This is a genomic window from Halobellus sp. LT62 (assembly GCF_037031285.1).
GTDB classification, from domain to species: Archaea; Halobacteriota; Halobacteria; order Halobacteriales; family Haloferacaceae; genus Haloquadratum; species Haloquadratum salinisoli.
This window is the reverse complement of sequence record NZ_JAYEZO010000002.1, coordinates 254,311-280,345: the sequence shown is the minus strand read 5'-3', so window position 1 is coordinate 280,345 and position 26,035 is coordinate 254,311. Positions and strand designations below refer to the sequence as shown.

At 67.5% G+C, this 26,035-nt stretch carries 25 protein-coding genes and 1 pseudogene; 8 read left to right on the top strand and 18 right to left on the bottom strand.

Annotation, left to right across the window (positions count from 1 at the left end):
- Nucleotides 1-3 precede the first annotated feature (3 nt).
- A complete protein-coding gene (locus U5919_RS10695; protein ID WP_336024212.1) occupies nt 4-456 on the bottom strand; it encodes a ferritin-like domain-containing protein in 453 nt (150 codons plus the stop codon).
- Between the two features lie 84 nt (nt 457-540).
- Complete coding sequence (locus U5919_RS10690; RefSeq protein WP_336024211.1) at nt 541-861, bottom strand: 4Fe-4S dicluster domain-containing protein; 321 nt, start codon at nt 859-861, stop codon at nt 541-543.
- Between the two features lie 205 nt (nt 862-1,066).
- Here U5919_RS10690 and U5919_RS10685 point away from each other — a divergent pair, with 205 nt between their 5' ends.
- Nucleotides 1,067-1,552, top strand: a complete 486-nt coding sequence (locus U5919_RS10685) for a cupin domain-containing protein (RefSeq protein ID WP_336024209.1) — start codon at nt 1,067-1,069, stop codon at nt 1,550-1,552.
- Between the two features lie 15 nt (nt 1,553-1,567).
- Here U5919_RS10685 and U5919_RS10680 read toward each other — a convergent pair whose 3' ends face one another.
- The 5 genes from U5919_RS10680 to U5919_RS10660 all read right to left on the bottom strand — a co-directional run bounded on the left by U5919_RS10680 (nt 1,568) and on the right by U5919_RS10660 (nt 7,810).
- Nucleotides 1,568-2,278, bottom strand: a complete 711-nt coding sequence (locus U5919_RS10680) for a type 1 glutamine amidotransferase (protein ID WP_336024207.1) — start codon at nt 2,276-2,278, stop codon at nt 1,568-1,570.
- A gap of 111 nt (nt 2,279-2,389) precedes the next feature.
- A complete protein-coding gene (locus U5919_RS10675; RefSeq protein WP_336024205.1) occupies nt 2,390-3,169 on the bottom strand; it encodes an alpha/beta fold hydrolase in 780 nt (259 codons plus the stop codon).
- Between the two features lie 77 nt (nt 3,170-3,246).
- Complete coding sequence (locus U5919_RS10670) at nt 3,247-3,852, bottom strand: DUF7504 family protein (protein ID WP_336024203.1); 606 nt, start codon at nt 3,850-3,852, stop codon at nt 3,247-3,249.
- Between the two features lie 151 nt (nt 3,853-4,003).
- On the bottom strand, nt 4,004-6,772 hold the full coding sequence (gene alaS, locus U5919_RS10665) for an alanine--tRNA ligase (RefSeq protein WP_336024202.1): 2,769 nt from the start codon (nt 6,770-6,772) through the stop codon (nt 4,004-4,006).
- A gap of 57 nt (nt 6,773-6,829) precedes the next feature.
- Nucleotides 6,830-7,810: a replication factor C small subunit gene (locus tag U5919_RS10660; RefSeq protein ID WP_336024200.1), complete on the bottom strand. Its 981-nt coding sequence runs from the start codon at nt 7,808-7,810 to the stop codon at nt 6,830-6,832.
- Between the two features lie 115 nt (nt 7,811-7,925).
- On the opposite strand from U5919_RS10660, the gene samp2 reads away from it, so the two are divergent.
- Both samp2 and U5919_RS10650 read left to right on the top strand, forming a co-directional pair.
- A complete protein-coding gene (gene samp2 / locus U5919_RS10655) occupies nt 7,926-8,135 on the top strand; it encodes a ubiquitin-like small modifier protein SAMP2 (protein ID WP_336024199.1) in 210 nt (69 codons plus the stop codon).
- Nucleotides 8,136-8,142: 7 nt separating this feature from the next.
- Nucleotides 8,143-8,655 carry a GNAT family N-acetyltransferase gene (locus tag U5919_RS10650; RefSeq protein ID WP_336024198.1) on the top strand — a complete coding sequence of 171 codons (513 nt, stop codon included), beginning with the start codon at nt 8,143-8,145 and terminating at the stop codon, nt 8,653-8,655.
- On the opposite strand, the gene U5919_RS10645 is transcribed toward U5919_RS10650, so the two are convergent.
- Nucleotides 8,648-10,021 (bottom strand): phosphoglucomutase/phosphomannomutase family protein, encoded by a 1,374-nt coding sequence (locus U5919_RS10645; RefSeq protein WP_336024196.1) that lies wholly within the window; start codon nt 10,019-10,021, stop codon nt 8,648-8,650. The two genes, U5919_RS10650 and U5919_RS10645, sit on opposite strands and share 8 nt — an antisense overlap.
- Before the next feature lie 474 nt (nt 10,022-10,495).
- Here U5919_RS10645 and U5919_RS10640 point away from each other — a divergent pair, with 474 nt between their 5' ends.
- A complete protein-coding gene (locus tag U5919_RS10640) occupies nt 10,496-11,032 on the top strand; it encodes an NADPH-dependent FMN reductase (RefSeq protein ID WP_336024194.1) in 537 nt (178 codons plus the stop codon).
- A gap of 21 nt (nt 11,033-11,053) precedes the next feature.
- On the opposite strand, the gene U5919_RS10635 is transcribed toward U5919_RS10640, so the two are convergent.
- From U5919_RS10635 to larB, 4 genes are all read right to left on the bottom strand, one after another.
- Nucleotides 11,054-11,314: a GIY-YIG nuclease family protein gene (locus U5919_RS10635; RefSeq protein ID WP_336024193.1), complete on the bottom strand. Its 261-nt coding sequence runs from the start codon at nt 11,312-11,314 to the stop codon at nt 11,054-11,056.
- An 8-nt stretch (nt 11,315-11,322) separates the two neighbouring features.
- Nucleotides 11,323-12,225 (bottom strand): 5'/3'-nucleotidase SurE, encoded by a 903-nt coding sequence (gene surE, locus U5919_RS10630; protein ID WP_336024192.1) that lies wholly within the window; start codon nt 12,223-12,225, stop codon nt 11,323-11,325.
- Between the two features lie 127 nt (nt 12,226-12,352).
- Entirely contained in the window at nt 12,353-12,502 is a 150-nt protein-coding gene (locus U5919_RS10625) for a DUF7563 family protein (RefSeq protein ID WP_336024190.1), read from the bottom strand.
- Nucleotides 12,503-12,588: 86 nt separating this feature from the next.
- Complete coding sequence (gene larB, locus U5919_RS10620; protein WP_336024188.1) at nt 12,589-13,380, bottom strand: nickel pincer cofactor biosynthesis protein LarB; 792 nt, start codon at nt 13,378-13,380, stop codon at nt 12,589-12,591.
- 282 nt (nt 13,381-13,662) lie between these two features.
- Between larB and U5919_RS10615 the strand changes: the two genes are divergently transcribed.
- Nucleotides 13,663-13,830 (top strand): DUF1931 family protein, encoded by a 168-nt coding sequence (locus U5919_RS10615; RefSeq protein ID WP_336024187.1) that lies wholly within the window; start codon nt 13,663-13,665, stop codon nt 13,828-13,830.
- Between the two features lie 110 nt (nt 13,831-13,940).
- Here U5919_RS10615 and rpiA read toward each other — a convergent pair whose 3' ends face one another.
- From rpiA to U5919_RS10590, 5 genes are all read right to left on the bottom strand, one after another.
- The gene (rpiA, locus tag U5919_RS10610; protein ID WP_336024186.1) at nt 13,941-14,633 is read right to left on the bottom strand and encodes a ribose-5-phosphate isomerase RpiA; all 693 of its coding nucleotides are present in this window, start codon (nt 14,631-14,633) and stop codon (nt 13,941-13,943) included.
- A 74-nt stretch (nt 14,634-14,707) separates the two neighbouring features.
- Nucleotides 14,708-15,832 carry an ORC1-type DNA replication protein gene (locus U5919_RS10605; protein WP_336024185.1) on the bottom strand — a complete coding sequence of 375 codons (1,125 nt, stop codon included), beginning with the start codon at nt 15,830-15,832 and terminating at the stop codon, nt 14,708-14,710.
- Nucleotides 15,833-15,937: 105 nt separating this feature from the next.
- Entirely contained in the window at nt 15,938-16,297 is a 360-nt protein-coding gene (locus U5919_RS10600; protein ID WP_336024184.1) for a hypothetical protein, read from the bottom strand.
- A 42-nt stretch (nt 16,298-16,339) separates the two neighbouring features.
- A complete protein-coding gene (locus U5919_RS10595) occupies nt 16,340-16,858 on the bottom strand; it encodes a cytochrome b N-terminal domain-containing protein (RefSeq protein ID WP_336024183.1) in 519 nt (172 codons plus the stop codon).
- Between the two features lie 65 nt (nt 16,859-16,923).
- The gene (locus tag U5919_RS10590) at nt 16,924-18,975 is read right to left on the bottom strand and encodes a MutS-related protein (protein WP_336024181.1); all 2,052 of its coding nucleotides are present in this window, start codon (nt 18,973-18,975) and stop codon (nt 16,924-16,926) included.
- Nucleotides 18,976-19,131: 156 nt separating this feature from the next.
- On the opposite strand from U5919_RS10590, the gene larE reads away from it, so the two are divergent.
- Nucleotides 19,132-20,028 (top strand): ATP-dependent sacrificial sulfur transferase LarE, encoded by an 897-nt coding sequence (larE, locus tag U5919_RS10585; protein WP_336024180.1) that lies wholly within the window; start codon nt 19,132-19,134, stop codon nt 20,026-20,028.
- Between the two features lie 558 nt (nt 20,029-20,586).
- On the opposite strand, the pseudogene tatC (U5919_RS10580) reads toward larE, so the two are convergent.
- A pseudogene (gene tatC, locus U5919_RS10580) lies at nt 20,587-22,071 on the bottom strand (twin-arginine translocase subunit TatC); the annotation flags it as partial.
- A gap of 111 nt (nt 22,072-22,182) precedes the next feature.
- On the opposite strand from tatC (U5919_RS10580), the gene tatC (U5919_RS10575) reads away from it, so the two are divergent.
- Together tatC (U5919_RS10575) and U5919_RS10570 are read left to right on the top strand one after the other, a co-directional pair.
- Complete coding sequence (gene tatC / locus U5919_RS10575) at nt 22,183-24,435, top strand: twin-arginine translocase subunit TatC (protein WP_336024179.1); 2,253 nt, start codon at nt 22,183-22,185, stop codon at nt 24,433-24,435.
- Between the two features lie 80 nt (nt 24,436-24,515).
- The gene (locus tag U5919_RS10570) at nt 24,516-25,985 is read left to right on the top strand and encodes a flippase (RefSeq protein WP_336024178.1); all 1,470 of its coding nucleotides are present in this window, start codon (nt 24,516-24,518) and stop codon (nt 25,983-25,985) included.
- The last annotated feature ends 50 nt before the right edge of the window (nt 25,986-26,035 follow it).

Sequence of the window (26,035 nt, the reverse complement as noted above, 5' to 3'; positions counted from 1 at the left end):
GGGTTACTCTTGGCTGTACTCCTTCTTGAACCCGCGGAACTCCGTTCTGTGCGCTTCCTCGTCGGCGAGGAGCGTCACGGCGAGGTCCTCGGTGACCGGGTCGTCGGCCTCCTCGGCCGCATCGATCAGCGCACGGTACGTCTCGATAGCACCCTCTTCGGCGTCGAGAACGCCCTCGATCACCGAGAGGACGTCCGTGGTGTCCTCGGGAGGCTGCAGGCTCATCTGGTTCGCCTCGAAGGCGGCGGAGCCGGGCGGGTGCTCGTCGAGTTGCTTGAGCCGGTTCCCGAGCTGTTCGGCGTGCCCGAGTTCCTCTTGGATGTCCTGCTGAAGCGACTCTTTGATCTCCTCGGCGCGGACGCCGTCGAGGACGATCGAGTTCGTCAGATAGTTCATCACGGTCTCGATCTCGTCCTGATACGCCTTCTGCAGCAAACGGGTTACCTCATCAGCCATAGCGATCGATCGTATGGTCGCCGCAGACAAGATACTGTCGTCGGATCGACGTACTGGAGACAATCCGACCGTTCGGGATCCGCCTCAGGCCCGCGAACCGTCGACATCGATGGCGTCGACCGGACAGATGTCGACGCAGAGCATACAGTCGATACACTGGTCCTCTCGGGTCGGCTCGACTTTCCGGTCCGATTCGGGATGATCGGGCGTGTCGACCCACGTGAACACGTCGACCGGACAGTTCTCCAAGCACGCCCCGTCGGCGACGCAGAGGTCGTAGTCGACGGCGACGTGCGTCCCGTGGATACCGAGCTTCTCCGGGGGTTCGACGGGTCCCCAGACGTCGACACCGTTCTCCTCGTCGACCTTCTCGCGGTTGTTCTCGAAGTTCGGATCGATTCCCATTGGCGTCAGATACACCAGAGAGGCTGATAATGATTGTTGTAGCGTTTTGTCGGTGCTCACCTCTCCCGATGCCGGTGAACACCGGTAAGAGACTACAACAATCATTATAAAAAACACCGTCGGTGCGGCCGTTCGAATCGCCGACGCCGTCCAGTCACTTCGATCTCGCCCTCGAATTTATGCCGTGCGCCGCGGGAGAACGCGTATGAACCGCGTCAGCGAACGAGACGTCGAGTGGAGCGAAACCGAACGCGAGGGGACCCACTTCAAGCGAAAGAAACTCGCCAGCGCCGCCGATTTCGACGAGGTCGGCGCGAGCCTCTACGAACTGCCGCCCGAGTCGTCGTCGTGGCCGTATCACTTTCACACCGCGAACGCGGAGGCGGTGTACGTCCTCTCGGGGACCGGCGTGCTCCGGACGCCCGACGGCGAGGACCGAATCGAGCCCGGCGATTTCTGCGGCTTTCCGGCCGACCCCGACGGCGCGCACCGGCTGCACAACGACGGTGACGAGCCGCTGCGCTACCTCGCGGTGTCGACGATGCGGGACCCCGACGTGACCGTCTACCCGGACTCGGAGAAGATCGGCGTCTACGCAGGCGCACCGCCCGGCGGCGACGCTGGCGAGCGGGTCGTCGCCGGCTACTACCGCGAGAACGACGACGTTGACTACTGGGAGGGCGAATCCTGAGCGGCAAACAGCTACCTACGCCAAGGACATCCGCTCGCGCCGCTCCTCGCGAACGGCGTCGGTGAAGTTGTCGAACAGCCGCTTCGTGCGGCACGCCGCGTCGTAGTTCTCGTCGTTGATGCCGTCGAGAACCTCCTCGCGGCGTGCCGCTGTGAGCTCTTTCTCGTGCGTGATCGCGCGGGCCGTCTCACGGTCGTACTCCGGGTGGAACTGGACGCCCCACGCGTTCTCTCGACGGAACGCGTGCACGCCGTAGTCGTTCTCGGCGAGCAGCGTCGCTCCCGGCGGGAGTTCGGTGACCGCATCCGAGTGCGTCGTGAACGCGGTGAACGTCTCCGGGACGCCCGCCAGCAGTTCGTCGTCGTCGACTTTCGTGATCTCGCGATAGCCGATCTCGTACGCACCCATATCCTCGACGCGGCCGCCGAGGGCCGTCGCGACGACTTGGTGCCCGTAACAGACCCCGAGAAGCGGCACTCCGCGGTCGTCGGCCTCGGCGACGTACGCGACCAGCGGTCGGATCCAATCGCGGTCCCAGTAGACGGACGATCGGGAGCCGGTGACGACGACGGCGTCGAAGTCGAACCCCGCCGGGCGCTCGCCGGCCGTCACGTCGAACTCGACGAGGTCGGCGTCGAGCTCGCGCCGGAAGTTCCGCCGCGTGTGCTCGTCGCCGTGAGAGGCGTCGAGGAGCGCGATTCGCAATCGGTCATTGGTCCGACTCATCGTGGAAACGAACGGGACGAGCCGAAAAATGCCTTGCGCCCGCGGGCGTTCGTGCCGACCTCTGTGACGCGTCGTTGCGATGGAACGAAAACAGTCGCCGTCGATCGAGCGTCAATCACCGTCGAGCGACGCGAGAAAGCCGAGCAGGTCGTCGTTGACGCGTTTCGAGGCCTCGACGTGAACGAGGTGACCCGCCTCGTCGACCGAGCGGAACTCCCCGCGCGGGAGCCCCTCCGCCAACGCCTCGCCCCGTTTGGCGGGCCAGACCGCGTCGTCGGCCCCGTGGACGACGAGTGCCGGAACGGTGATTTCGTAGAGCCGATCGGAGACGTCGAAGCCCTCGACGGCCGCTTCGTGGGCCTTCCACGCCGCCCGGTCGGCGTCCTCCGCGGCGCGCCACTCGACCATCTGCGCGACGGCGTCGGGGTGGGCGTCGACGAACGCGTCGGAGAGTCCGGCCGCGAGCGAGCGTTCGAGCGCGTCGGGGTCGCCGGGGGCGGCCCAGAGCGGTTCGAGGTCGAGCCCGGCCCCGCGGGCGGCGGTCCCGACGAGGACGAGGCTGTCGACGCGGGAGGTGGTTCGAGCGGCCTCCAGCGCGACCATCCCGCCGAGCCCCGCGCCGACGACGTGCGCCGAGCGGACGCCCGCGTCCGAGAGAACCGTCGTGAAGTCGTCGACGAGATCCCCGACGGCGTACGGTCCCGGCGGGGCGTCCGAGCGACCGCAGCCGCGGAGGTCGGTCACGATGCTCCGATAGGGACCGGCGACCGCGGCGTGCTGCCAACTCCACTGCCACGCGCCGTAGCCGACGTCGCCGACGAACGCGACGGGCTCGCCCGATCCGGCCGTTTCGTAGTAACAGTCGACACCGTTCACGGAGACGCGTGCCATAGCGGGAGGTCGGGGCAGCGCGCCTTAGGCGTCTCGACTCGCGAGGTCGAGTCGATGGGGACAAACGAGACTCGCTCTCAGGAATGCTGGACCCGCGCCGTCCACTCGAACTCCCCGGAGTCGTCGCCCGCGGACTCGCACTCGATGACCGCGTCGAACAGCGTCTTGAGCAGTTCGACGGTCTGTTCGTCCTGCACGGTCGGATCGAAGTAGAACAGTCCGGTCGCGCCCGCGGCCCGAAGCCGGGTCGTGAGAACGTGCAGAAAGCGGTAGACGCGCTGTTTGTCCGCGTACTGGAGCAAGGTCGTGAGCGAGTCCACGGTGACCGTCGCGTCGGTCCAGTCGGTCAGATACGGCGTCGACTTGACGCCGATGCCAGTGAGGTTCGAGGGGTTCGCGACCGTATCGACGTCGAGCGGGCGGTCGCCGATGTCGTCTTCGGCCAGTTCGGGGGTCGTGATTATCGCCGCCGCGGCGGGCTCGCCGTCGAGCGTGTCACACCACGCGTCGTACCACGCCGACGGCGGCTGCGTGAACGAGATACCGAGCAGCTCCGCCCCGCCCTCGTCGTCGACGAAGTGCCGCCTGCCCGCTTCGTCGTCGACAGCCGCTGTCTGCGGACGGAGGACCAATACGCTCGCAGCGTCGTCCACCTGCGCTGCGGCTTGGGCTATCGAAGACACAGTGTTGGATTGTCAACAGATATCGATAAGTCTTGTGTCACACGACGCAGATACCGGCCGGACCGTCGAGCAGTACCCCACTTATTCGTCGCGGTCGGATCGGAGCCAGCGGCTGAGACCGTCGCAGAACGGGGCGAAATCGATACGTCGGTCAGGCGCTCAGCACGGCGCGGAGCACGTCCGGCGCGTCCTCCAGCGCGTCGTCGAGCGCGTTGACATCGGGGCCGCCCCCTTGCGCGAAGTCCGGCGGGCCGCCGCCCCCGCCGCCGACCGCCGCGGCGAGTCGACCGACGACCTCGCCCGCGTTGATCCCGACGCCGTCGGGGACGCCGACGACGAACTGGGCGCTACCGCCGGCCCCGGAGCCGAGGACTGCGACCTTGCCCTCCTCGACGAGCGCGTTCGCCGTCGCGCGGAGCTCGTCGGCGTCGCCGTCGAGTCGGCGGACCACCGCGGGGGTGCCGTCGATGTCGACTTCGTCATCCCCGGCGGCCGCGCGGGCCTCCGCGAGTTCCGTCTTCAGCCGGTCGATCGTCTTCCCGCGCTCCTTCCACTCGGTGAAGAACCGTTCGGCCGTGTCGGGGACGTCCTCGGGCGTGACGTCGAGCACGTCGGCCGCGTCGTAGAGGGCGTCCTCGGTCCGTTGCGTCGCCTCGATCGCGGCGTCGCCCGCGGCGAAGACGATGCGCTCGACGCCGTCTTGGACCGGCTCGGTCGTGAGAACCTTAATCGCGCCGATGTCGCCGGTCCGGCTCACGTGCGTCCCGCCGCAGGCCTGCACGTCGTCGTCGATGGTGATCGTCCGGATGTTCTGTCCCGGCGGGATCCCGCCCTGATAGAGGTCGAAGCCGTGTTCGGCCTCGGCCTCGTGGCGGTCCGGCCAGTGCTGTTTGACCGTCCGATTCTGCATCACGAGGTCGTTCGCGACCAACTCGATCTGTTTGACCTCCTCGCGGGAGATCCGCGCGTAGTGTCGGACATCGAGCCGCGAGCGCTTCGTTCCCTTCTGTGCGCCCGCCTGTCGAACGTGCTCGCCGAGGATCTGCCGGGCGGCGTAGCCGATGATGTGCGTCGCAGTGTGGTGGCGCATCAGCCGACGGCGACGTTCGACGTCGAGCTGTCCGCGGACGAACTCGCCCTTACCGGGGGTGTCGTCGGTGCGGTGCAGTACGACGCCATCGCGGACCTGTACGTCGGTTACCTGTACCGTCGCGTCGTCGGTCGAGAGCGTCCCGTGGTCGGCGGGCTGGCCGCCGCCTTCCGGATAGAACATCGTCTGATCGAGGACGACATCGTAGCCCTCCTCGCGCTCGATGACGTCGAGGACGACCGCCTCGAACTCCGTCCGCTCCTGATCGTCGTAGTAGAGCTTCTCCGTCTCCGGGAGGTCCGCGAGCCGCTCCTCGCGCGCGGTCGACACCGCGGACGCGTCGCCGCCGCCGTGTCGCTCGGCGACGAGCGAGTAGAAGTTGTCGGGGACGTCGACGCTCGCGCCGCGGTCGGCGGCGATCTCCTCGACCATCTCCGGTTGGATCCCGTGGGAGTCGTACAGTTCGATGAGCTCGTCGACGGGGATCGGTTCGTCCCTGTCGGCGTACTCGGCCGCGAGGTTCTCGACCTTTCGACGCCCGCGTTCCAGCGTCTGTCGGTACTTTCGCTCCTCGGTGCGGACGATGTCGCGGATCGTGTCGCGGTTCTCGTAGCCGAGGCGCTTGGCCTGCATATCGACGAGTTCGTCGAGCGGGGCGTCGACGCCGACGTCGTCGACGAGGCGCTTCGTCCGGCGCAGCACCATCCGCGCGAGGTAGCCGGTGCCGACGTTCGAGGGAACGATCTCGTCGCCGAACATATAGGCCAACGTGCGGCAGTGGTCGGCGATCGCGTAGATCGTTTCGAGGGGGTGCAGCAGTTCCGTGAGTTCGTCGGCGTCGACGTCCAACTCGCCCGCGATGTCGGCGCGGGCCTCGGTGAGATCGTCTATCTCGTCGATATCGAGATACCCCGAGAGCTTCGCCGCGCGGTGGACGAGTTCCGCCTCCTCGTCGCTCAGGGAGACGCCCGCGTTCCCCTTCAGGAACTCGATCATCTCGGGGTAGACCGCCTCGTAGACCGTCGGCGTCCCCTGTGACACCCACGTCCAACGTTCGAGGCCGTAGCCGGTGTCGACGATGTAGGTGTCCATCGGCGAGTACCGGTTGCCGTCTTTCATCTCGTACTCGCCCTCGTCGTCCTGCTCCATCGACATGAAGACGAGCGTCGCGAGTTCCGCGCCCCGATAGAGCACCTCGAACGCGGGCCCGGCGTTGCCGCCGCCGACCCACGGGTCCTCGATGTAGGTGATCTCCTCGAGGTCCGCGCCCATATGCTCGAAGAACTGATCACAGAGTTCGACCGTCTCGTCCTTCCAGTAGACCTCCCCGGAGTAGGCGTACTCGTCGCCGACCTCCTCGCGGGCGTTGAACGCGTGGTGGGCCATCATCTCGAACGCCATCGTGTGGCGGCCGGTCTTGCCCACGTTGTCGATATCCTGCATTCGGATGCAGGGTTGAGAGATACACAGCGGGTTCGCCGGCGGCGGCGTCTGCCCGCTCGTGACAAGCGGCTGGAAGTCGTAAATCGACGCCTGCGTCAGGAGGACGTCGTCGCGCCAGCGGTTCGCCGCGACCGGATACGGCTCGATGCGCTCGTGGCCGTGCTCCTCGAAGAACGAGAGGAACTCCTCTCGCATCTCTTCGAGGGTGTACTCCTCGTCGAAGCCGGGGTTGTCGATGAAGGAGTAGTCGTCCGCGGGCGGCTCGCCGCACGTCTCACGGTCGGGATCGCGCGTCCAGAAGTAGACGTCGGTCACCGGACACTGCTTCCGGTAAAACCCCTCCTCCTCGAAATACTCGAGACGATACTCCGCTTCGAGTTCACTCATTACCCGTCAGTTGACCCACGGCCGGGTAAAACAGTTCCGGGTACAGGGCGCGAGCGGCTACTCCTCGGCCGCGAGGGCGGCCAACAGCGCCTCCAACTGGACCCGCTCGTTCGCCCCCGCCGTAATTCGATAATCCGCCTCGCCGATCCGTTCCATCAGCCGGATCGTCGTGCGCTCGTCGAGGTCGAAGTCCCACGCCGAGCGGTGCAGCTGGTCGATGATGTCGCCGCCGGCCATCCCGGTGTCGACGAGTAAGTGTTCGAGTTGCGCGCGAGCCGAGGCGAAGTCGCCGTCGATCGCCGCCCGGACCATCTCCTCGATCTCCTCTGGCCGCGCCGTCGACGTGATCAGATAGACGGCTTCCTCGTCGACGACCTCGCCGGTCGTCGCCGCCGCCTGCAGGGAGTTGATCGCCCGTCGCATATCGCCGCCGGCGGCGTAGACGAGGGCGTCGAGGCCGTCCTCGGTGACGTCGATGTCCTCCGCCTCGGCGATGTCTTCGACCTGCCGGCGGATCGCGTCATCGGAGAGCGGCGAGAAGCGAAAGACCGCACACCGCGACTGGATCGGGTCGATGATCTTCGAGGAGTAGTTACACGAGAGGATGAAACGCGTGTTGTCGGAGAACTGCTCCATCGTCCGGCGGAGCGCTGACTGGGCGTCGTCCGTGAGTGAGTCGGCCTCGTCGAGGAAGATGATCCGGTGGTCGTAGCCGCCGAACGACGAGCGCGCGAAGTTCTTGATTCGGTCGCGCACGACGTCGATACCGCGCTCGTCGGAGGCGTTCAGTTCGAGGAAGTTGTTCCGCCAGTCGTCGCCGTAGATCGCGCGGGCGATGGCGGTAGCCGAGGTAGTTTTGCCCGTACCGGCTGGGCCCGCAAAGAGCAGGTGCGGTAGGTCGTCGCGATCGACGTACGAGCGCAGGCGCTCGACGATCTCCTCTTGGCCGTAGATGTCGTCGAACGTCTCCGGTCGGTACTTCTCGATCCAGATCTCGCGTCCCGCCGGGGTCCCCGCAGAATCGTCGGCCTCGCTCATACCCGAGCAAGCGTCCCGGTGGCTCATAAACCACCCGCGTTTCGGTCACCGATTCGCGGTCGACGTCTGCCGCCGGAAGCGAAACCGGAAAGCCCGCCGCGACCGAATCGGACATATGCGCGTGACCGTTGACGTCGTCGGCGAAGGGGAGGAGACAGTCGAGGTCGACGACAGCGACACGTACGCCGACGTCGTCCGCGCCGTCGGCTACTCGCCGCACGAGGTCTCGGTGATGATCGACGGCAGCCCCGTGCCGGAGGACCAGCCCGTCGAAGTCGAGCGCGTGCGCGTGCTCCGACTCATCAAGGGCGGGTCGTCTCGGTAGTCGAGGTGTGGACAGTTCGACGATGACCCCCGACATCCGCGAATCGACGCCCGACGACGCCGACGACGTCGTGTATCTGCTCGACGCCGCAATGCTGGAGTTCGACCGCGAGCGGGTGCGCCGGCGCGTCAGCGAGGGCGACGCGCTCGTCGCTGTCGACGGGGAAGGGAAAGTCATCGGAGTCTGCGTGTTGGGCGTCGTCGACGGTGACAGCACCGAAAGCGACGACAGCGACCCCACCGCCGGGACCGACAGCGGCTCGACCGAGATCGAATCGATCGCTGTGCGCCGCTCTCGACGCGGGCGCGGAATCGGCCGCGCACTCGTCGAGGCGGCGGCGACGCGCGCGGCGGGATCGCTCGTCGCGAGGTTCCACGAGCGAGTGCGGCCGTTCTACGCGGCGCTGGGGTTCGAAATCCGTCGTGACGGCGACCGAGAGAACGGCGAGGGCGACGCCGCCGAGAACGCGGACGACGCGGAAGCCGACACCGACGACCGCCTGTTCGGGACTCTCAGATGAGCGGTTCGACCAGCTCCCGCCCCGCCGCCAGCAACGCCTCGGCGCGGTCTTGGCTCGACGCTTCCGTGTAGATCCGCATTTTGGGCTCGGTCCCGGACGGGCGAACGAGGAGCCACGACCCGTCTTCGAGGAGGAGTTTGAACCCGTCGAGCGTCACCACCTCGGCGATATCGCGGTCGGCGACTCGCTCGGGGAGCGCCTCGTCGAGGTCGGAAATGACGCGCGCCTTCTCCGAATCAGGGCAGTCGAGGCTGATCTTATCGGAGACGATGTCGCCGTGGGTGTCGAGCAGACGGTCGACGCGGACGTCCATCGACTCTTCGGCCGCCGCGGCGGCCCCGAGCAGCGCCATCAGGACGCCGTCCTTCTCGCGGACGTGCCCGCGGATCGAGAAGCCGCCGGACTCCTCGCCGCCGATGAGCGCGTCGTGTTCGGCCATCGCCTGCGCGACCCACTTGAACCCGACCGCGGTCTCGAAGACCTCCTCGCCGTGTGCCTCCGCGATGCGGTCGATCAGGAACGTCGTCGAGACCGTCCGGATCGCGGGCCCCGAGTCCGATTCGAGGAGGTAGTCGTAGAGGGCGGCGTAGAAGAGGTTCTCGTCTAAGTGCCCCCGATCGGGCGTCACGAACGCCACGCGGTCGGCGTCGCCGTCGTTCGCGACCCCGAGGTCGGCGTCGTGTTTCTCCACCGCCTCGACGAGCGGTTCGAGGTTCTCGGCGCTGGGCTCCGGCGGCGTGCCGCCGAAGTCGGGGTCGCGCCCGTCGCGGACGCTGACGACCTCCGCGCCGGCGGAGCGGAGGAGTTCGTCGGTGACGCCGCGACCGGAGCCGTGCATCGCGTCGTGGACGACCGTCAGTCCCGAGAGGTCGGCGTCGACGAGGTCGCGGGCGCGTGCGGAGTGCGGCGTCACGACGTCGACCGTCTCGATCGTTCCGCGCTCGGCTTCGGGGAGGAGATCCGGTTTCGCGAGGTACGCGGCGACAGCGTCGGTCACCTCGGGGAGGGCTGGCGCACCGTCGGAGGGGATGAACTTCACGCCGTTGTACTCGGGCGGGTTGTGCGACGCCGTGATCATCAGCGCGCCCGAGAGCCCACGGTCGACGATCGCGTAGGCGACGAGCGGCGTCGGGCAGTCGCGCTCGGGCAGGAGGACGTCGAAGCCGTTGCCCGCGAGGACCTCAGCCAGCGAGTCGGCGAACCCCTTCGAGGTCTCGCGGGCGTCGTAGCCGACGAAGACGGGGTCGTCGTACCCCGCCTCGATGAGGTAGTCGGCGACGCCCTGCCCGACGATCCGCACCCGATCGTCCGTGAAGGTGTCGAGCGTCGCCCGCCAACCGTCCGTCCCGAAAGAGATCTCGTCCATAGCAGAACTGAGCCCGGCATCGGATAAAAATCCCCGTCGACATCGAGCGGTCGAGGAACCGACGAAGCGGGATCGACGGGAGACGAACGTTCATATCGGATGGCGGGGCCATCCCGGGTGTGAGTAATCAGTTGCAAATGCTACTATAAGTATCAGCCCGCGCCGCTTCGCGGTTGTTCGGCACGTCGGCGTGGGAGGGAGAGAGCCGGGAAACGGTTCGACGGGGCGAACCACCTCGGGAGTTCTCGTGCGGGTGCCGACTGTTCGCCAGCCGAAAGAGCCGTAAAAGCGGGCGGGACGGCGGCGATTGAGCGGCGAGCAGGTGGCGACTCGCCGACTCGGCAGCCGTGGGGGCGGCCTCCGCCTCGGTCCGATCGGTCCGATGTCCGGCACGACGAGCGTCGCGTCTATCGTACACCGGAGCGCCGACGCGTACCCGTGGTTCTTTTCGCCGTTCGGCTCCGATTGGGGACAATGATCACCGTCGTCGCGGTCTCCGGCAGTCGGCGCGAGCGGAGCTACACCCGAAAGTCTCTCGGGATCGTCCTCGATGCCATCGAGGGACACGGCGTCGCAACCGACCTGATCGACCTCGGCGCGGTCGACCTCCCGCTGTATCACCCCAGCGTCGACGAGCAAGGCGACTCCCCGGAGCTCACCCGACGCGTCCGCGACGCCGAGGCGGTACTTCTCGGCTCGCCGGTCTATCACGACTCGTACTCCTCGACGTTCCGCAACTTCCACGACTACTGCTCGAAAGACGAGTTCGAGAACACGGCGGTCGGCCTCGTCGCGACCGCCGGCGGCGGCTCCTACGGCGCGACCCTGGAGCATATGCGGAGCACGGTCAGAGGCGTCCACGGCCACACGGTGCCCGAGCAGGTCGGCATCCGACGCGCCTCGCGGAAGTTCGACGGCGACACGCTCACCGACGAGGGGATTCGAAGCCGACTCGAAGAGTTGGGCGTCGCCGTCGTCGAGGAGGCGCGGCGGCTGCATCCGGAGCGGTAGCCGAGAGAGACGGGCGTTGACTCAGTCGAGGTCGACCAATCGGACCTTCTCCCCGCGCGAGAACTGCTTGATCTCGTGCTCCCGGGACATCGCCGCGGACTGCGAGCCGAACGACTCGACGTGAACCAACTCGACGGGCGTCCGACCACGCGTGTACTTCGCCCCCTCGCCGGCGTCGTGCTCGGCGACGCGGCGGTCGACGTCGGTCGTGTAGCCCGTGTACAGCGAACCGTCAGCGCATTCGAGGACGTACACGTAGTGTTCGGTACCGGACTCCGACATCGCCGCACTCACTCCACGTCGATCGTCTCGACAACCTCCGCGAGCGCGGCGCTGTCGGGGGAGGCGTGCGTTACAGAGAGCGGCGAGACGCTGACTTCGGCGTCGACCATCGCGCGGCGGTCGGTGCCGACGGGGTAGCGCTCGCGGTGCTCCTCTGTCGCGGGGAAGGGGTTCTCCCAGCCGACTGCACCGGGCCACGTCCGGTCGTGGAGGTGGACGACCTGCTCGTCGTCTGCCAGCGTACCGCCGTCGGCCGGTTCGCTGCCCCCGGCTGACTCACCGCCGTCGGTGCCGAGCGCGCCGTCGTCGAGGTCGGCGGGATCGGCGGGTTCGACGTGCTGCTCGTAGTCGTGGTAGGGGTCGGTCAGAATCACCGGCGGCGACGGCGCGTCCACCGGGGCGTTGACGTTTAGGAGGTCGACGTCGTCGTAGACACCGGATTCCAGCGCGCGGGAGACGAGTCGGCAAGCGATCCGTGCGGGTCGAGCGAAGTCGTACTCCTCGGGCGGGGAGAGAAAGAAATCCGTCGAGTGGTACGCCGAGACGGCGAGCGCCGGCGTCCCGAGGAACGCCGCCTCGATGCCCGCGCCGACGGTCCCCGACCGGCCGACGACGTAGTTGCCCGCGTTCGGCCCGTCGTTGACGCCGGAGACGACGACGTCGAAGTCGGTGTCGAGCCCTCGGAGGCCGTACGCGACGCAGTCGGCGGGGGTGCCGGAGAGGCGGTAGCCCCACGGATGCTCGCGGACGTGTGCGATGTGGTTTCGCGTCCGGCCGACACCGCTTTGGTTCGCGTCGGGCGCGACGACCGTGACGTCACCGAGCGCGGTGAGTTCGGTTCGGAGGGTCGCGATGCCCGGCGCGTCGATGCCGTCGTCGTTCGTGAGGAGAATCCTCGGCTCCCTACTCATTGCTGGAATCTACGCGGAGAGACAGGTAGCCCTTCCGGTCGTCGACATCGAGGCGACCGGACGGTGGTTCGTCCGTCCGATCAAAACGGGTACGGCTTCGCGTGGTGGTCGATCGCCGTTTCAGTGGTCACGCTGTGCGGGTGCGACGCCGCGCGACCTCCGCGATCCCCGCGTTCGCCGAGCAGTTTGGACAGGCGAGCAGTCGCCCTTCTTTGTCGGCGAACACGCGCGCGAAGTTGTCGGAGACGTGTGACCCGCAGTGGTCACAGGTTGGCATGCGTGTGTCCGGCAGCCACCATTTGCCGGTGCCCCACGCTACGGGCGCGACGCATATATGGCTTCCCGCGCACGCGAGAAGCCCTATTAGTCTGTTTTGGCAGTTTCGTCCCGGTCGTCGGTTTCATCCCGGGCGTCGCTCACCGCGCGCGCGATGAGTCCCGCCTGGGTTCCCGCGACGAACCCGGCGTCGACGTTGACGACCGAGACGACCGTACAGGACTGCAGCATCCCCGCGAGTGCGGCTTCACCCTCGCCGCCGTGTCCGTATCCGGTCGAGACCGGAACGCCGATGACCGGCGTGTCGACGAGCCCGGCGACGACCGTCGGCAGCGCGCCCTCGCGCCCCGCGACGACGACGAGGACGTCCGCCGCGCGGAGGGCGTCGAGGTGGTCGAGGATCCTGCCGAGGTGTGCGACGCCGACGTCCTCGATCACCTCGACGGTCGCGCCCATCGCGTCGAGAACGGTCGCCGCCTCGCCCGCGACCGCGCGGTCGGCCGTCCCGCCGGTCACGACCGCCGCGGATGCATCGAGCGTCGGCGGTTCGTAGTCCGCCCGACGAACGACGAGCGTCCCGGCGCGGGCGTCGTATTCGAGATCCACCGTTTCGGCGACAGCCTCTTCGACGGCCTCGACGTCGGCCTCGGAGACTCGCGTGAGAAGCGCGCGACCCGTTGAATCGAGCGCAGTCGTCGCCAGATCCGCTATTTCGTCGGGCGTCTTCCCCTCGGCGAGGATCCCCTCCGGCGCTCCGCGTCGCTGTTCCCGTGCGGCGTCGAATCGTCCTGCCTCTGTCGTGACGTATCCGGCCAATCGCGCCTCCGCCTCGGCCGGGGAGAGTTCACCCGCCGCGACCGCTTCGAGCACTTCGCGCATACCCCGTAGTCGGAACCGGTCGACTCGTACCTGTCGCTTCGGTGCGCCCCGTCGAATCGGATCCGTTCCCACGCGATGCGATATCGAGCGAGAGCGGCGACCGCGGTTCGGGCGACGCATCCGTCGAGACGCACCGAATCGATGAAATCAGTGCGATTCTTCTACTGCTATCCCCGAGTATATAAATCATTCCCATAGAAAACGCTATAGACGACACGCACGGACGGAGAGGCCCGGGTTTTGGAAAATCTTTTTATATAGTGCCGATATAGAGGGTGGTGTATGGCAGACCTTATTGTCAAAGCAGCCGTCAAGGAAGCGCTCCAAGACAAGAACGTGGCCTCTGACTTCTACGATGCACTCGACGAAGAAGTGAACGAACTGCTCGAAGACGCTGCCCGTCGCGCGGAAGATAACGACCGCAAGACGGTTCAGCCCCGCGACCTGTAAGTCGGGTTTACTGATCCCGAATTTTTATTGACGCCACCTCGACCAGCGGCGGCCATACTCTCGATACGCCGGACTCGCTCCCGCGACGCCGCAGTCGCCCACGCGACCGCTCAGCCCCGTCGGCGGACGTCGACTCCGTCGTCGGTCCCGACGTAAACCGCGTCGACGAGGTCGACGAAGAGTCCGTGTTCGACGACTCCCGGAAGTCCCGACAGCGACGTCGAAAGCGACTGCGGGTCGTCGATATCGCCGAACTCGCAGTCGAGAACGAGGTTGCCGTTGTCGGTGACGACGGGGCCGTCCTTGCGCTCGGCGCGCCGGAGCGACGGTTCGCCGCCGAGCGCGACGAGGTCGCGTTCGACCGCGGCGGACGCGTCGGGAAGGACCTCGATCGGCACCGCCCGCGAGAGCCGTTCGACGGTCTTCGAGGGGTCGGCGACGACGACGAAGCGGTCGGCCGCCGCGTCGACGACCTTCTCGCGGGCGTGCGCCGCGCCGCCGCCTTTGATAGCCTGCAAGTCGGCGTCGATCTGGTCTGCGCCGTCGATCGCGAGATCGACGCCGTCGACGTCGTCGAGCGAGCGGAGCGGAATTTCGGCCTCCCGAGCGAGCGATCGCGAGTCGAACGACGTCGGAATCCCGCGGACGTCGAGCCCCTCCTCGACCGCGCGGCCGATCGCGCGGATCGCGTGCGCGGCGGTGCTGCCGGTGCCGAGGCCGACGACGTCGCCGTCTGCGACGAGTTCGGCGGCGCGGTCGCCCGCGCGTCGCTTCTGGTCGTCGGTTCCGCCGGTCGTCTTCATACGCGTCGTCTCGGCGAGGAGGGGCACAAAGCTTCCGCTCTGCGCGTCTCCTCGAACCGAGCGGGGCGACCGTCTCAAAGTCGCTCTAACACGGCCTCGGAATCGTAGGCCAACGAGAGCGACCGCGACCGACCGCGCCCCTCGATCTCGGCGTAATCGGTGTCGACGAGCCCTAATCGGTCCAGTTTGTTGACGATCTCCGAATAGCGCGTGTAGCCGAGATCCGTCTCCTCGTGGAACGCGTCGTACACCTCGCCCGCTTGGGAGCCGTCGTGCTCGGCGATCACGCGGACGAGTTCGCGCTCGCGCTCGGAGAGGCCGCGGAGGCTCCGCGAGAGGTGGACGTACTTGGACTTCTCGTAGGCCGCCTCGACGTCTTCGACGTTGACGGTCCGGCTCGCGCGCATCTCGGCGTGGAGTCCCGCGCGGCGGAGGAGGTCGATGCCGACCCGCAGGTCGCCGCTCTCGGCGGTCAACTCGGCGACGCGATCGAGCTCCGTCGAGCTGACGACGCCCTCGTGGAACCCGCGGCGAACGCGCTCGCGGAGGATGTCGACGATCTCGTCGACGCCGTAGACGGGGAAGTACACCTCCTCGGGACGGAACACGCTCTGGACGCGGTTGTCGAGTTCGTCGATCACGTCGAGCGAGAGGTCCGAGGAGACGACGACGACGCCGATCTTCGCGCCCGAGTGCGCCTCGTGCGCCCGGAGCAGCGAGTAGAGCGTGTCCGAGACCTCGTTCTCGTAGAAGAGGTAGTTCACGTCGTCGAGCGCGACCGCGAGCACCTGCTCCTCCTCGACGAGCCGGTCGGTGATCTGTCCGAAGAGCTTCTTGAAGGAGATCCCCGACGACGGCGGTTCGTACTCGAAGATGTGCTCGAAAATCCGCGAGAAGACGGCGTAGCGCGTCGAGTCGACCTGACAGTTCACGCGGACGGTCTGGACGCCGCTCTGGGCTCCGAGTTCGCCGAAGAGCTTCTGGACGGCGGTCGTCTTGCCCGTTCCCGGCGGCCCGCGGACCATCGTGTTGAGCGGGCGTGACCCGCGGACGGCGGGCCGGAGCGCGTACTTCAGGCTCTCCAGTTGCGTCTCGCGGTGCTCGAACGTCTCGGGGACGTAATCGATCTCGAAGACGTGTTCGTCGCGGAAGACCGTCTCGTCCCACGACAGCATCCCCTCATCGGGGTCGTCCCTCATCGGTTCAATCACGACGAGGAATCTACTTAACCGTTCCCCAGATCACGCCGTGTCGACGCGCCATCGCGTCGTCACGTCGTCGTCCCCCGGAAGTCGCCCGCGCGGTCATTCAGTCACGAGCCGGTAGACGCGGAAGAGAGCGAAGACCCCGACCGCGAGCGCGACGACGCCGATGGCGAGCGACGCGTACGACGCCGACCCGCGGAGGAACGGGCCAATACCGCCGACGGCGATCGAGACGGCGATCGCGGCCAACGCGAAGTGAAAGAGGATCAACGTGGCCGTCCCGAGCACGTCCCAGATCGCTTCGCGGGCGGCGCGGTACATCAGGTCGTACGTCGCGTCGTCGACGGCGTCGTCCTCGCGACGGCCACCGTCGGCGGTTGGTTTGTCGGCGCTGCGATCGGCGACCGGTTCGTCGGCGTCGGAGCTCGCGGAGGGGCGAGACGGGTTGTCGGGGGCCATACCCGGCGCTCCGTAGCGCAGCGGCAAAAATCCACGAGGTGGTCAGCTGCGGGGAGTTTCCTCCGATCGGACAGCGGTGAGGTGTCGCCACCCGACCGTTCCGACAGCGGTGACGACGCCGACGAGCGCGAGTGCGACGAGCGCGTAGTGGTATCGGAAACTGGCCTGCAGCGTCGCTTGACTGATCGTGGAGCCGCCGAACAGAGCGGAAGCCAGCGGGTCGCCGACGACCGGGACGGAGAGCGCCAGTTCGATCCCGGCCTGCGCGATCGTGAACGAAAGCTGCGTCCACGGGAGAACGAGGCCGGTATACGCGTACAGCGCGACGAACGGAACCGAAAGGGCAGCCCCGAGGGCGTATCTCGGGTTGTGATCGATTCCGGCGACGAGCGCGAGGACGACCGCGCCGAACCCGCCGACCGCCAGCAGCAGTCGGAGCAGTTCGATCTGCGACGTGGTCGGCGAGACGGCGAGTAATGCGACGTCGACGAGCGCGAGCGCGGTGACGAGCCCGACGAGGGCGACCTTCGGCGTCGAGTGCGGGAGGGAGGACTGACTCATCTGCGAGGTTCGTCGGGATGCAGTAGGGCTTGCGGTCTATAGGTTGTGGTTCGAGCGACGAGCGGTCAGAACTTCGTCAGCAGCCGGTCGTAGAAGCCGGAGTCGTCGCCGTCAGCGAGCTTTTCGACGATGAGTTCGGGCGTCGAGCGCGCGAGGTGGTCTTTCACCGGCGAGCGGTTCACCACGAGTTTGCCGTCTTCGAGCCCCAGCGCCTCGATGCCGTCGACGGCGACCTCGAAGTCGGCCGCCTCGACGATCTCGCGGGCCAGATGCGAGACGAAGACGGCGGTCGCGGCCTGCTCGTCGAGCGCTTCCAAGATGCCCGCGACGATCTTCGCCGACGCGCCGGGTTCGGTGATGCTCTCCAGTTCGTCGACGAGGACGAGCCGGTTCGTCTCGCCGTCCGCCAGCGTCCGGAAGTCCCGAAGCGTGCTCTCGAACGCGCCCGCGTCGAGCGTCCCCTGCGTTTTGGCGTAGTAGTGGAGCTCGGAGAAGCGTTCGAGTTCGACGCGCTCGGCGGGGACGGGCAGCCCCATCTGCGCGAGGACGACGACCAGCGCAACCAGATCCAGCGTCGACGTCTTCCCGCCGGAGTTGACCCCGGACAGCAGCGTGACGCCGGAGACCTCGTAGTCGACGGGGTCGACGTCGCCGTACTCGACGTCCAGAAGAGGCGAGCGGCCGCCCTCGATGGCGAAACCGCGCGGCTTTCGGGGACCGGTTCCCCCCGACGCGTCGCTCTCGGGTGCCCCGTTGTCGCCGTCGACCGACGCGTCCCCGTCGAGGTCGACGAACGTCGGCAGCGCGCAGTCGAAGTCGTCGGCGAAGCGCGCGACCGCCAGTTCGACGTCGAGTTCGAGGGCGTCGCGGACGAGCCGCTCTACGGGCTCTCGGAGCGCCGAGAGGTCGGCCGCCAGTTCGCGTTTCAGTCGGGCCGCGCGGCGGTCCCGTCCCGCTTTCAGCTCCGTCCGGAGCCGCGAGATCACCGTCTCGTGGTGTTCGATCGGGAACGCGGGGTCCTCCGGGAACGCCCGCTCGGCGAAGTCGGCCTCCTCGGGCCGGAGGTCCAAGGCGTCGACGAGGTGCTCGCGCGCGGCGGCGACGGCCGCGGCGTAGTCGTCGTCGAGTTCCCGATCGAGCAGGGAGTCGACCCGCGCGCCCTGCTCGACGAGCGAGAGGAAGTCCGTCCCCTCGATCGTCACGTCGCGCTCGCGGATAACCTCGCGGAGACGGTCGTTGGCGACGGATTCGGCCGTCGAAACGGCAGCGTCGAGGTCGTCGACCGCGGTCATCAACCGATCGAGCTCCGCGTCGCCGACGATGGTCCCGTCGTCGTCGAGCCGGTCGAGCGCGTCGCGCAGCGCGTCGAGATCGCAGGACGCGTCTAATCCCGCGGCCTCGTGGACCGCCGCCGCGGCGAGGATGCGCGAGCGGTTCTCGGCGAAGAAGGCGAGGACCCGTTCGGGAACGATCTCGTCGGGGCTCTCCAGCGCGTCGGGTCGCACGCGGACGTCGCCCTCGACGTCGACGCCCGCGAACTGCTCGTCGAGCGCGACCACCGTCGAGTACGAGCGGGCGAGTTCGGCGAGGCCGCGGGCGTCCTCGACGACCTCGACGGAGAGTTCGGGAAACGCCTCCTCGGCGGCGGCGAATCGCTCGGCGTCCGCGGTCGCGAGACAGCGGTCACGGACCCGGCGGGCGGCGGGTGACGAGAGCGGTTCGACGCCGGAAAGCGCGTCGAGAACCGCGGGATCGGGGTCGTGGTCGGTCGCACGGTCGACGAACTCGCGGACTTCACGGATCCGCGAGGCCGACCGCGTCGGGTAGAACGTGGCGATCCGCTTGGCGGCGTAGTCGGTGACCGTCCGCCGGCGGAGGAGTCCGAGCGCGTCCTCGTACACCTCTCGCGCCCGGTCGGTCGCGAGGAAGTCGCCGTCGTCGCCGTGTCGGCGGCGGATCGCCCCGCGGGCGACGACCGCCGCGCGCCCCTCCGAGAGCCCGGGCGCGCGAGCCAGCGTGGCGACGTCGCCCTCGTTGAGCGCCCGCTCGGCGTCGTCGAGTTGCGACAGCGCGTTCGCCGTCTTCTCGCCGACACCGGGGATGGCCTCGAACTGCATTCGGGGTGCCTTCGCTCCCGATCCGACAAAACGTTACGGGTGCGATCGAGTCGAGATCCGACCCGCCGACGTGACCGCGAGTCCGACCCGCGAGCGCGGTCGGGCTCACCGGGCCAACGACAACGCGCTTTTGCCGTTGCGCTGGGTAGAGCGGGTATGTCAACCCAGACGGATGCGGAAGAGCCTCCCGTCGATGTCACCGGGAAGGCCGAGGACGTCCGCGAGTCGCTGGCCGACTGCGACGGCGTCCTCGTCGCGTTCTCCGGCGGTGTCGACTCCGCAGTCGTCGCTGCGCTCGCGCACGAGGCTCTCGGCGACGACGCCGTCGCGTGCACGGCCAAATCCGAGACGCTCCCGGCCGCCGAACTCGACGACGCCCGCCGCGTCGCCGAGGAGATCGGGATCCGCCACGAGGTCGTCGAGTTCTCCGAGCTCGACGATCCGAACTTCGTGCAGAACGACGGCGAGCGGTGCTATCACTGCCGGACGATGCGCCTCGGACGGATGTACGAAGCCGCTCACGAACTGGGTATCGAGACGGTCTGCGACGGCACCAACGCCTCGGATCCGGGCGAGGGCCACCGACCGGGACTTCGCGCAGTCGAGGAGTTAGAGGTCCGCTCGCCGCTCTTGGAGGCCGGAATCGAGAAGGACGAGGTGCGCGAGATCGCCGACGACTTCGGGCTGTCAGTCGCGGACAAGCCCTCGATGGCGTGTCTCTCCTCGCGGATTCCGACCGGATTAGAAGTCACGAACGAGCGCCTGACGCGCATCGAGAAGGCGGAACGGGTGCTCAGAGAGTGGGGATTCTCGCAGTTCCGCGTCCGCGATCACGACGGCCTCGCACGGATCGAAATCGCGCCAGAAGAACTAGATGGCGCACTGAACCGCGACTTCGTCGTCGCCGCGCGCGAACATCTCACGGAGCTCGGCTTCGAGCACGTGACGCTGGATCTACACGGGTATCAGACCGGAAGCGTCAGCCCGAACGGCGACGACGAGCCGCTCGTCGAAGACGTGTTCGCGGCCGAGTACCCGACAGCTAGCGAGTGAAGCCGCGTCTGAAACCGGTTCTCAGAACGTTGTGACGCCGGTTTCGGCTGTCCGGTAGGGTACGGAAATAGAGCCGACAGTTCAGCCTGCACGATCTTCGCGGGACGCGAGCAGGAGGCGAAGCGCCTCGTAGCCGAGCACCAGCCCGACCGCGATCCCGCCGGCCAGCGCCGGGTGAAGATTCAGCTCAGTGGCCCACCGGAGGACGGCCGGATCGGGGCTGCCGAGATAGCCAACGACGACGGCGACCAGCCACACCGGGCGGCGGGCAGTGTCGACTGCGAGACTGACCCGCAGCATCCGCCGCGAGCGGCCGTAGCGGCGCAGGAGGAGCGACACGAGTTCGAACACGCCGACGAGGACGCCCGCGATGATCAGCGGCGTGTACACCGCGAGGCCGTTGGCCGCGAGCGTCTCGACGACCACCGAGGGAAGAAGGTCGTAATAGCCCGTCGGGGCCGGCAGGGGGCTGAGGAGGTAGCCGACGAGCGCCGCGAGCACGGCAGCTTGGGGACGGCGGGCCGCCAGTCCATCGGCGGTGGGAGCCAGCGACCCCCTCCCGGTCCACCGCAGCACGAACAGCGTCCCCTCGAACAGCGCGATCATCGTCAGCGCGATGATGATCGGGGCCATCCCGGTCGGGTCGGGACTGACGAGGAACGCGAGCCCGAGGAACGTCCCCCAGAAGAGCAGGCGGCGGTCTTCGAGCCACCGCCGGGTGACGAGGTTCATCATAATCGCCAGCATCACGAACAGCGGGATCTGGAAGATGACGGCGTTGTAACCCATCAGGATGAGGATGAGGTTGAACGTCTCCTGGAGGCCGAACGCCACGACGGCCGTTCCCGTCGTGTAGGAGGTGAAGTACGCGAAGATGGCCGGCAGGACGAGGAAGTGTGCGAACGCGATCCCGACGAGCGCGAGCACGAGACTCGTCGGCACCGCCGCGAGGTAGTAGCGGCGCTCTTTGGAGTACAGCCCGGGGCGCATGAACAGGTACGTCTCGTAGACGAACGCCGGCAGCCCGATCACGAGGCCGCCGAGGGCGGCGACCTTCAGCTCCGTCAGGAGGAGCTCGAGCGGACCGTACACCCGCGGGCGGCGGTCGACCATCTCGGGCGCGCCGGGGATGTGCTTGTTCCAGAGGAAGTCGATGACCTCCGTCGAACTCACGAGATCGAGACCGAACGCGGAGTTGACCAAGTCGGCCCCAGGGTACAGCAGGAGCGTGATCAGCCCGCCGATCCCGAGTACGACGGCCAGACGGCGGATCATCTCCTCGATGTGATCCGCCAGCGGCATCTCCTCGTCGGTCTCGGGGCCGTCCGAGAGGATCCCGGTCTCGTCCTCGTCGGCGACGAGCGGGTCGGAGCCGGGGCTTTCGGTCGCCGGTTCGTCGGTGAACGCATCACTCGCCGTCCCCGGCGCGCCGCCGTCGGTACCGGTAACGGTCGCCTCGTCGTCGGCCGAAGCGTCGAGATTCTCCAGCGCTCCCGAATCGGACTCTTCCGGCCGGTCCGCGTCTTCGCCGTCCGCGGCCGACTCGTCTGAGTCGTCGTCTTCACCCGGTTCGTCGGTGTCGCTTTCGTCCGACGAACCGTCGGTGTCGCCCTCGTCCGTTTCGTCTTCGTTCGCATCGTCTTCGTCGGACGAGTCGTCGATGTTGGTGTCGCCCGTGACTGAATCGTCGTCCGCAGCCGAGTCGTCGTCCGCCTCGTCGCCCGTTTCGCCTTCCGTCGGTTCGTCAGTCGCCTCGGCTTCGTCGGAGTCGTCCGAGAGGTCTTCTGAGTCGCGGTCGCCCGAGTCGGAATCGGCGGACTCGTCGCTACCCCCTGCCGACTCGTCGCTCTCTTCTACCGGTTCGCTTCGCTCCCCACTCGGCTCGTCGCGCTTGTCTGCCCCTGCGTCGGCGGAAGGTCCGTCGACCTCGGAGCCAGCGGGAGACCCGACAGTCTCGGAATCGGCGGCGGACTCGTCGCTACCGGACGCGTCGACGTCGTCTCCGTCGGGCGTCCGGTCGGCGTCCTCCGAATCGTCGGCCATTCACCAGAGTTTCGCCGCCCGGTTCTTATAGGCCTTTCCGCATCGTCTCGCGCGGGGATCGGGGCGCTCCGGTAGAAAAGATTGATAACCGCGAGTCGGTTCCCTTCGGGTATGTCTAGCGCGCTCGACGAGGACACGAGAGCGACACTCGACGCCGGTCGCGAGACCGCCGGAGCGATGCTTCGAGCCGCGCAGAAGGATCTGCAGAAGGTCTTCATCTTCTTTCTGATCGGCTTTCTCGGGACGTTCTACGCGCTCCGGCTCTACGTCTGGGACTTTCTCGAACGAATCACCAGAGCCCAGATGTCGGCGCAGGTGAGCGGCGACGTCTCGATCATCGCGCAGACGCCATTCGACGTGATCCTCCTGCAGGCGAAGATCGGGCTCGTCGTCGGCGTCCTTCTCGCGATCCCACCGTTTCTGTACTTTTCTCGTGACGCGCTCGTCGAACGCGGGCTGTGGCCCTCCTCGCCGGTCCCGGTCTGGCAGCTCGCGGTCATCCTCTCCGGGATGGCGACGCTCTTCGTCCTCGGCGTCGCCTACGGCTACTTCGTCTTCTTCCCGTTCACGTTCGCCTTCCTCGCGCAGAACGCCATCTCCGCGGGGTTCTCGCCGACGTACTCCATCGTGAAGTGGGCGCAGTTCATCTTCTTACTCACCGCCTCGTTCGGCCTCGCGAGCCAGTTGCCGCTGGTGATGACGATCCTCTCTTACACCGAGATCGTCCCCTACGAGACGTTCCGCGACAAGTGGCGGCACGCCGCCGTCGGCGTCTTCGCCGTCGGGGCGATGTTCACGCCGCCGGACCCCTTCACGCAGATTATGTGGGCGATTCCGGTGCTCGCCCTCTACGGAGCCAGCCTCTATCTGGCGAAGATCGTCACGACCGCGCGCCGCGGGAGCGAGCGAATGAACGTCGTCGGCAGCGTCCGGGCGCACTGGAATACCATCGCGGGCGTCGGCGTCGTCGGTGGCGTGTTCGTCTACGCGTTCTTCGAGCGCGGCGGCGTGGGCTACGTCAACGACGCGCTCGCCGCGATCGGGAGCGACTACGCGGTCTTCGCGCCGTCGTCGGTGGGAGTGTTCACGGGCTACGTGCTCCTCGCGAGCGTCGCCGCCGCCGCCGTCGCCGTCGGCTACTTCGTCTATCAGGACATCGGCGAACTCGCGGTCGTCGAGGCGGGAATCGGTGACCCGACCGAAATCGACCTCGCGGAGCTCGACGCGGCAGGCGTCCGCGCGGCCCCGCCCGAGGTGTTCGAGGCGCTCTCCGAGGACGAGGCGATGGGCGCCGCGGGCGACGCGATCGACGCCGGTGACAAGGAAAAGGCACAGGCGATCATCGACCGCTTCGACGCCGAGGGTTCTGGCGAGGGCGACGGAAGCACCGGGGCCGAAGAGAGCCCCGAGGCCGGCGCAGAGGCTGCTGCGACGAGCGCGAGCGGGTCAACCGGTGGCGGCTCGATCGGCGATCGGTTCTCGCGCGCCAGCAACACGTTCCTCGACGAGTTCCGCGGCGGGGGAGAAGAAGACGAAATCGACGCGGAGAGCGGGGCGGCCGCCGACGAGGGCGACGACGGCGGCGACTTCGAGGGGTACTACACCGACATCGCGTTCATCCTCGATTCGGTCACGTCGCGGGCGTTCCGCATCGTCGGGCTGTTTATGCTCGTGCTCGCGGGCACGTTCGGCTGGCTCTACACCGGCGGGATCAAACGCGTCTACGAGGACTTCCTGAGTCGACTCCCGGCGCAGGTGACGCCCGACGAGGTGCTCAACGTCGTCGCGCTGCACCCGATGGAAGCGCTCGTCTTCGAGGTGAAATTCTCGACGATCATCGCCGCCATCGTCACGCTCCCGGTGCTGGCGTACTACGCGTGGCCCGCGCTCCGCGAACGGAACATCATCAGACAGCGCCAGAGCGCGGTCTTCCTGTGGACCGGCGCGCTGGCGGCGGGGCTGATCGGCGGCTTCGTCCTCGGATACACGACGATCGCGCCCGCCGTCATCTCGTGGCTCGTCAACGACGCCGTGATGGCGAACATGGTGATCGCCTATCGCATCACCAACTTCTTCTGGCTCATCTTCTTCACCACCGCGGGAATCGGGCTCCTCGCCGACGTGCCGGTCCTGATGATCCTGCTCAACAGCGCCGGGATCAGCTACCGGACGATGCGCGGCCGCTGGCGTGAGGTGACCGTCGGCATCCTCGCGTTCGCGGCGCTTTTCACCCCGGCGGACGTGCTCACGATGTTCCTCGTGACGATCCCGCTGATGGCCGCCTACGGGATCGGCCTCGGCGTCCTCTTCGTGATCACGGTCGGCGGCCGGCGCGACCTCTCACCCTCTCGCGCCGACATCTGACGGATAGTCGCCCGCTACGCGGCGTCTTCGGTTCGGTATACGACGGCTAACAAACCCCCGAGCGGGGGAGCTTCGGGTAGATGTCGCTCACGGACCGGATCGCGACCGGCGTCAGGGCCAGTCTGGGTGGGAACCTGATCAATTCCGTCGCGAACGGGTTGTTGATGGTCGTCCTCGCCCGATACCTGCTGACGCCCGCGGAGTTCGGGCTGCTGCACTACGCGCTCTCGATCATCGGCGTCGTCGCCATCTTCGGGACCCTCGGCGTCCCCTCGGCCGCGGCGCGCTACGTCACTGAATTCGCGGAGACCGCGCCGGGTCAGGTCCGACACGTCATCCGATTCAGCGTCGCCGTCGTCCTCACGCTCTCGGTTGGGATCAGCGCGGTGCTGGCGGTTGGGAGCCCGCACGTCGCGTCGTTTCTCGACGAACCCGGACTCGCGCCGTTGCTCGTCCTCGGTGCGGGATACGTCGTCTGCAACACGCTCCGAATCTCGTTCGGACGGCTGTTTCAGGCCGTCAACCGCGTCGACTGGAGCGGACGGCTCACGGCGATTTCCGGGATCGCCCGGTTCACCGGTGCCGTCGCGCTCGTCCTCGCGGGGTTCGGCGCGGCCGGGGCGCTCGGCGGCTACGTCGTCGGATTCGCCGTGACCGCGCTCGTCGGCGGCGTCGTCTTCTACCGGCTGTCGTACACGTCGTTTCCGAGCGCGGCGGAGGCGCGCGACGGACTCCGCAGACGGATTTTGGAGTACAGCGTGCCGCTCACCGCGACCCGGGGGGCGAACGTGCTCGATAAGCGGATCGATACGGTGCTCGTCGGGCTGTTTCTGGGCCCCGCAGCCGTCGGCTACTACACGATCGCCAAGCAGGTGTCGGAGTTCGGATCGATTCCGGCAAAGTCGCTCGGGTACACGATCTCGCCGACGGTCGGTGAACAGCGCGCGAAGGACGACCGAAACCGCGCGCGGCGCGTCTACGAGACCTCGCTGCGGTACGTCCTCCTCTTGTACGTACCGGGGATGGTCGGACTGATCCTCGTTGCCGGACCGATCGTCGCGCACGTGTTCGGCCCGGAGTACGACGGGGCCGCGCCCGTCTTGCAGGTGATGGCCGGATTCATGTTCGTGAACGCGATCAACAAGGTGACAAGCGACGGCCTCGATTTCCTCGGGCGGGCCCGCGAGCGGGCGATGGTGAAGACGGCGACCGCGGTGGCGAACTTCCTCTTGAATCTGGTGTTGATTCCCCGGATCGGCGTCGTCGGGGCCGCCGTCGCGACGGTGATTACCTACACAGTCTACACCGTCGCGAACGTGTACGTCATCCACACCGAACTCGCGCTGAACGTCGGCTCGATCGCGCGGCTACTCGTCGCCGTCGCCGGTATTGCGGCCGTGATGGGCGGGGTGGTCCAACTGCTCGTCCCGATGGTTTCGGGGGTCGTCTCGCTGGTGCTCGTTGTCGGCGTCGGCGTCGCGGTCTGGGGCGTGCTCGCCACGCTCGGCGGCCTCCTCGATCTCAAACGCATCCGCGCCGTGCTCGCGTGAGGTCGCGCCGCCGCGACGTCGTGATACTATGACGCCGTGAGGTCGTGATG

What these genes read in the sequence shown, in the direction of transcription:
- U5919_RS10695 (WP_336024212.1), bottom strand. Translation starts at nt 456, where the DNA reads ATGGCTGATGAGGTAACCCGTTTGCTGCAGAAGGCGTATCAGGACGAG.
- U5919_RS10690 (WP_336024211.1), bottom strand. Translation starts at nt 861, where the DNA reads ATGGGAATCGATCCGAACTTCGAGAACAACCGCGAGAAGGTCGACGAG.
- U5919_RS10685 (WP_336024209.1), top strand. Translation starts at nt 1,067, where the DNA reads ATGAACCGCGTCAGCGAACGAGACGTCGAGTGGAGCGAAACCGAACGC.
- U5919_RS10680 (WP_336024207.1), bottom strand. Translation starts at nt 2,278, where the DNA reads ATGAGTCGGACCAATGACCGATTGCGAATCGCGCTCCTCGACGCCTCT.
- U5919_RS10675 (WP_336024205.1), bottom strand. Translation starts at nt 3,169, where the DNA reads ATGGCACGCGTCTCCGTGAACGGTGTCGACTGTTACTACGAAACGGCC.
- alaS (WP_336024202.1), bottom strand. Translation starts at nt 6,772, where the DNA reads ATGAGTGAACTCGAAGCGGAGTATCGTCTCGAGTATTTCGAGGAGGAG.
- U5919_RS10660 (WP_336024200.1), bottom strand. Translation starts at nt 7,810, where the DNA reads ATGAGCGAGGCCGACGATTCTGCGGGGACCCCGGCGGGACGCGAGATC.
- samp2 (WP_336024199.1), top strand. Translation starts at nt 7,926, where the DNA reads ATGCGCGTGACCGTTGACGTCGTCGGCGAAGGGGAGGAGACAGTCGAG.
- U5919_RS10645 (WP_336024196.1), bottom strand. Translation starts at nt 10,021, where the DNA reads ATGGACGAGATCTCTTTCGGGACGGACGGTTGGCGGGCGACGCTCGAC.
- U5919_RS10640 (WP_336024194.1), top strand. Translation starts at nt 10,496, where the DNA reads ATGATCACCGTCGTCGCGGTCTCCGGCAGTCGGCGCGAGCGGAGCTAC.
- U5919_RS10635 (WP_336024193.1), bottom strand. Translation starts at nt 11,314, where the DNA reads ATGTCGGAGTCCGGTACCGAACACTACGTGTACGTCCTCGAATGCGCT.
- surE (WP_336024192.1), bottom strand. Translation starts at nt 12,225, where the DNA reads ATGAGTAGGGAGCCGAGGATTCTCCTCACGAACGACGACGGCATCGAC.
- U5919_RS10625 (WP_336024190.1), bottom strand. Translation starts at nt 12,502, where the DNA reads ATGCCAACCTGTGACCACTGCGGGTCACACGTCTCCGACAACTTCGCG.
- larB (WP_336024188.1), bottom strand. Translation starts at nt 13,380, where the DNA reads ATGCGCGAAGTGCTCGAAGCGGTCGCGGCGGGTGAACTCTCCCCGGCC.
- U5919_RS10615 (WP_336024187.1), top strand. Translation starts at nt 13,663, where the DNA reads ATGGCAGACCTTATTGTCAAAGCAGCCGTCAAGGAAGCGCTCCAAGAC.
- rpiA (WP_336024186.1), bottom strand. Translation starts at nt 14,633, where the DNA reads ATGAAGACGACCGGCGGAACCGACGACCAGAAGCGACGCGCGGGCGAC.
- U5919_RS10605 (WP_336024185.1), bottom strand. Translation starts at nt 15,832, where the DNA reads ATGAGGGACGACCCCGATGAGGGGATGCTGTCGTGGGACGAGACGGTC.
- U5919_RS10600 (WP_336024184.1), bottom strand. Translation starts at nt 16,297, where the DNA reads ATGGCCCCCGACAACCCGTCTCGCCCCTCCGCGAGCTCCGACGCCGAC.
- U5919_RS10595 (WP_336024183.1), bottom strand. Translation starts at nt 16,858, where the DNA reads ATGAGTCAGTCCTCCCTCCCGCACTCGACGCCGAAGGTCGCCCTCGTC.
- U5919_RS10590 (WP_336024181.1), bottom strand. Translation starts at nt 18,975, where the DNA reads ATGCAGTTCGAGGCCATCCCCGGTGTCGGCGAGAAGACGGCGAACGCG.
- larE (WP_336024180.1), top strand. Translation starts at nt 19,132, where the DNA reads ATGTCAACCCAGACGGATGCGGAAGAGCCTCCCGTCGATGTCACCGGG.
- tatC (WP_336024179.1), top strand. Translation starts at nt 22,183, where the DNA reads ATGTCTAGCGCGCTCGACGAGGACACGAGAGCGACACTCGACGCCGGT.
- U5919_RS10570 (WP_336024178.1), top strand. Translation starts at nt 24,516, where the DNA reads ATGTCGCTCACGGACCGGATCGCGACCGGCGTCAGGGCCAGTCTGGGT.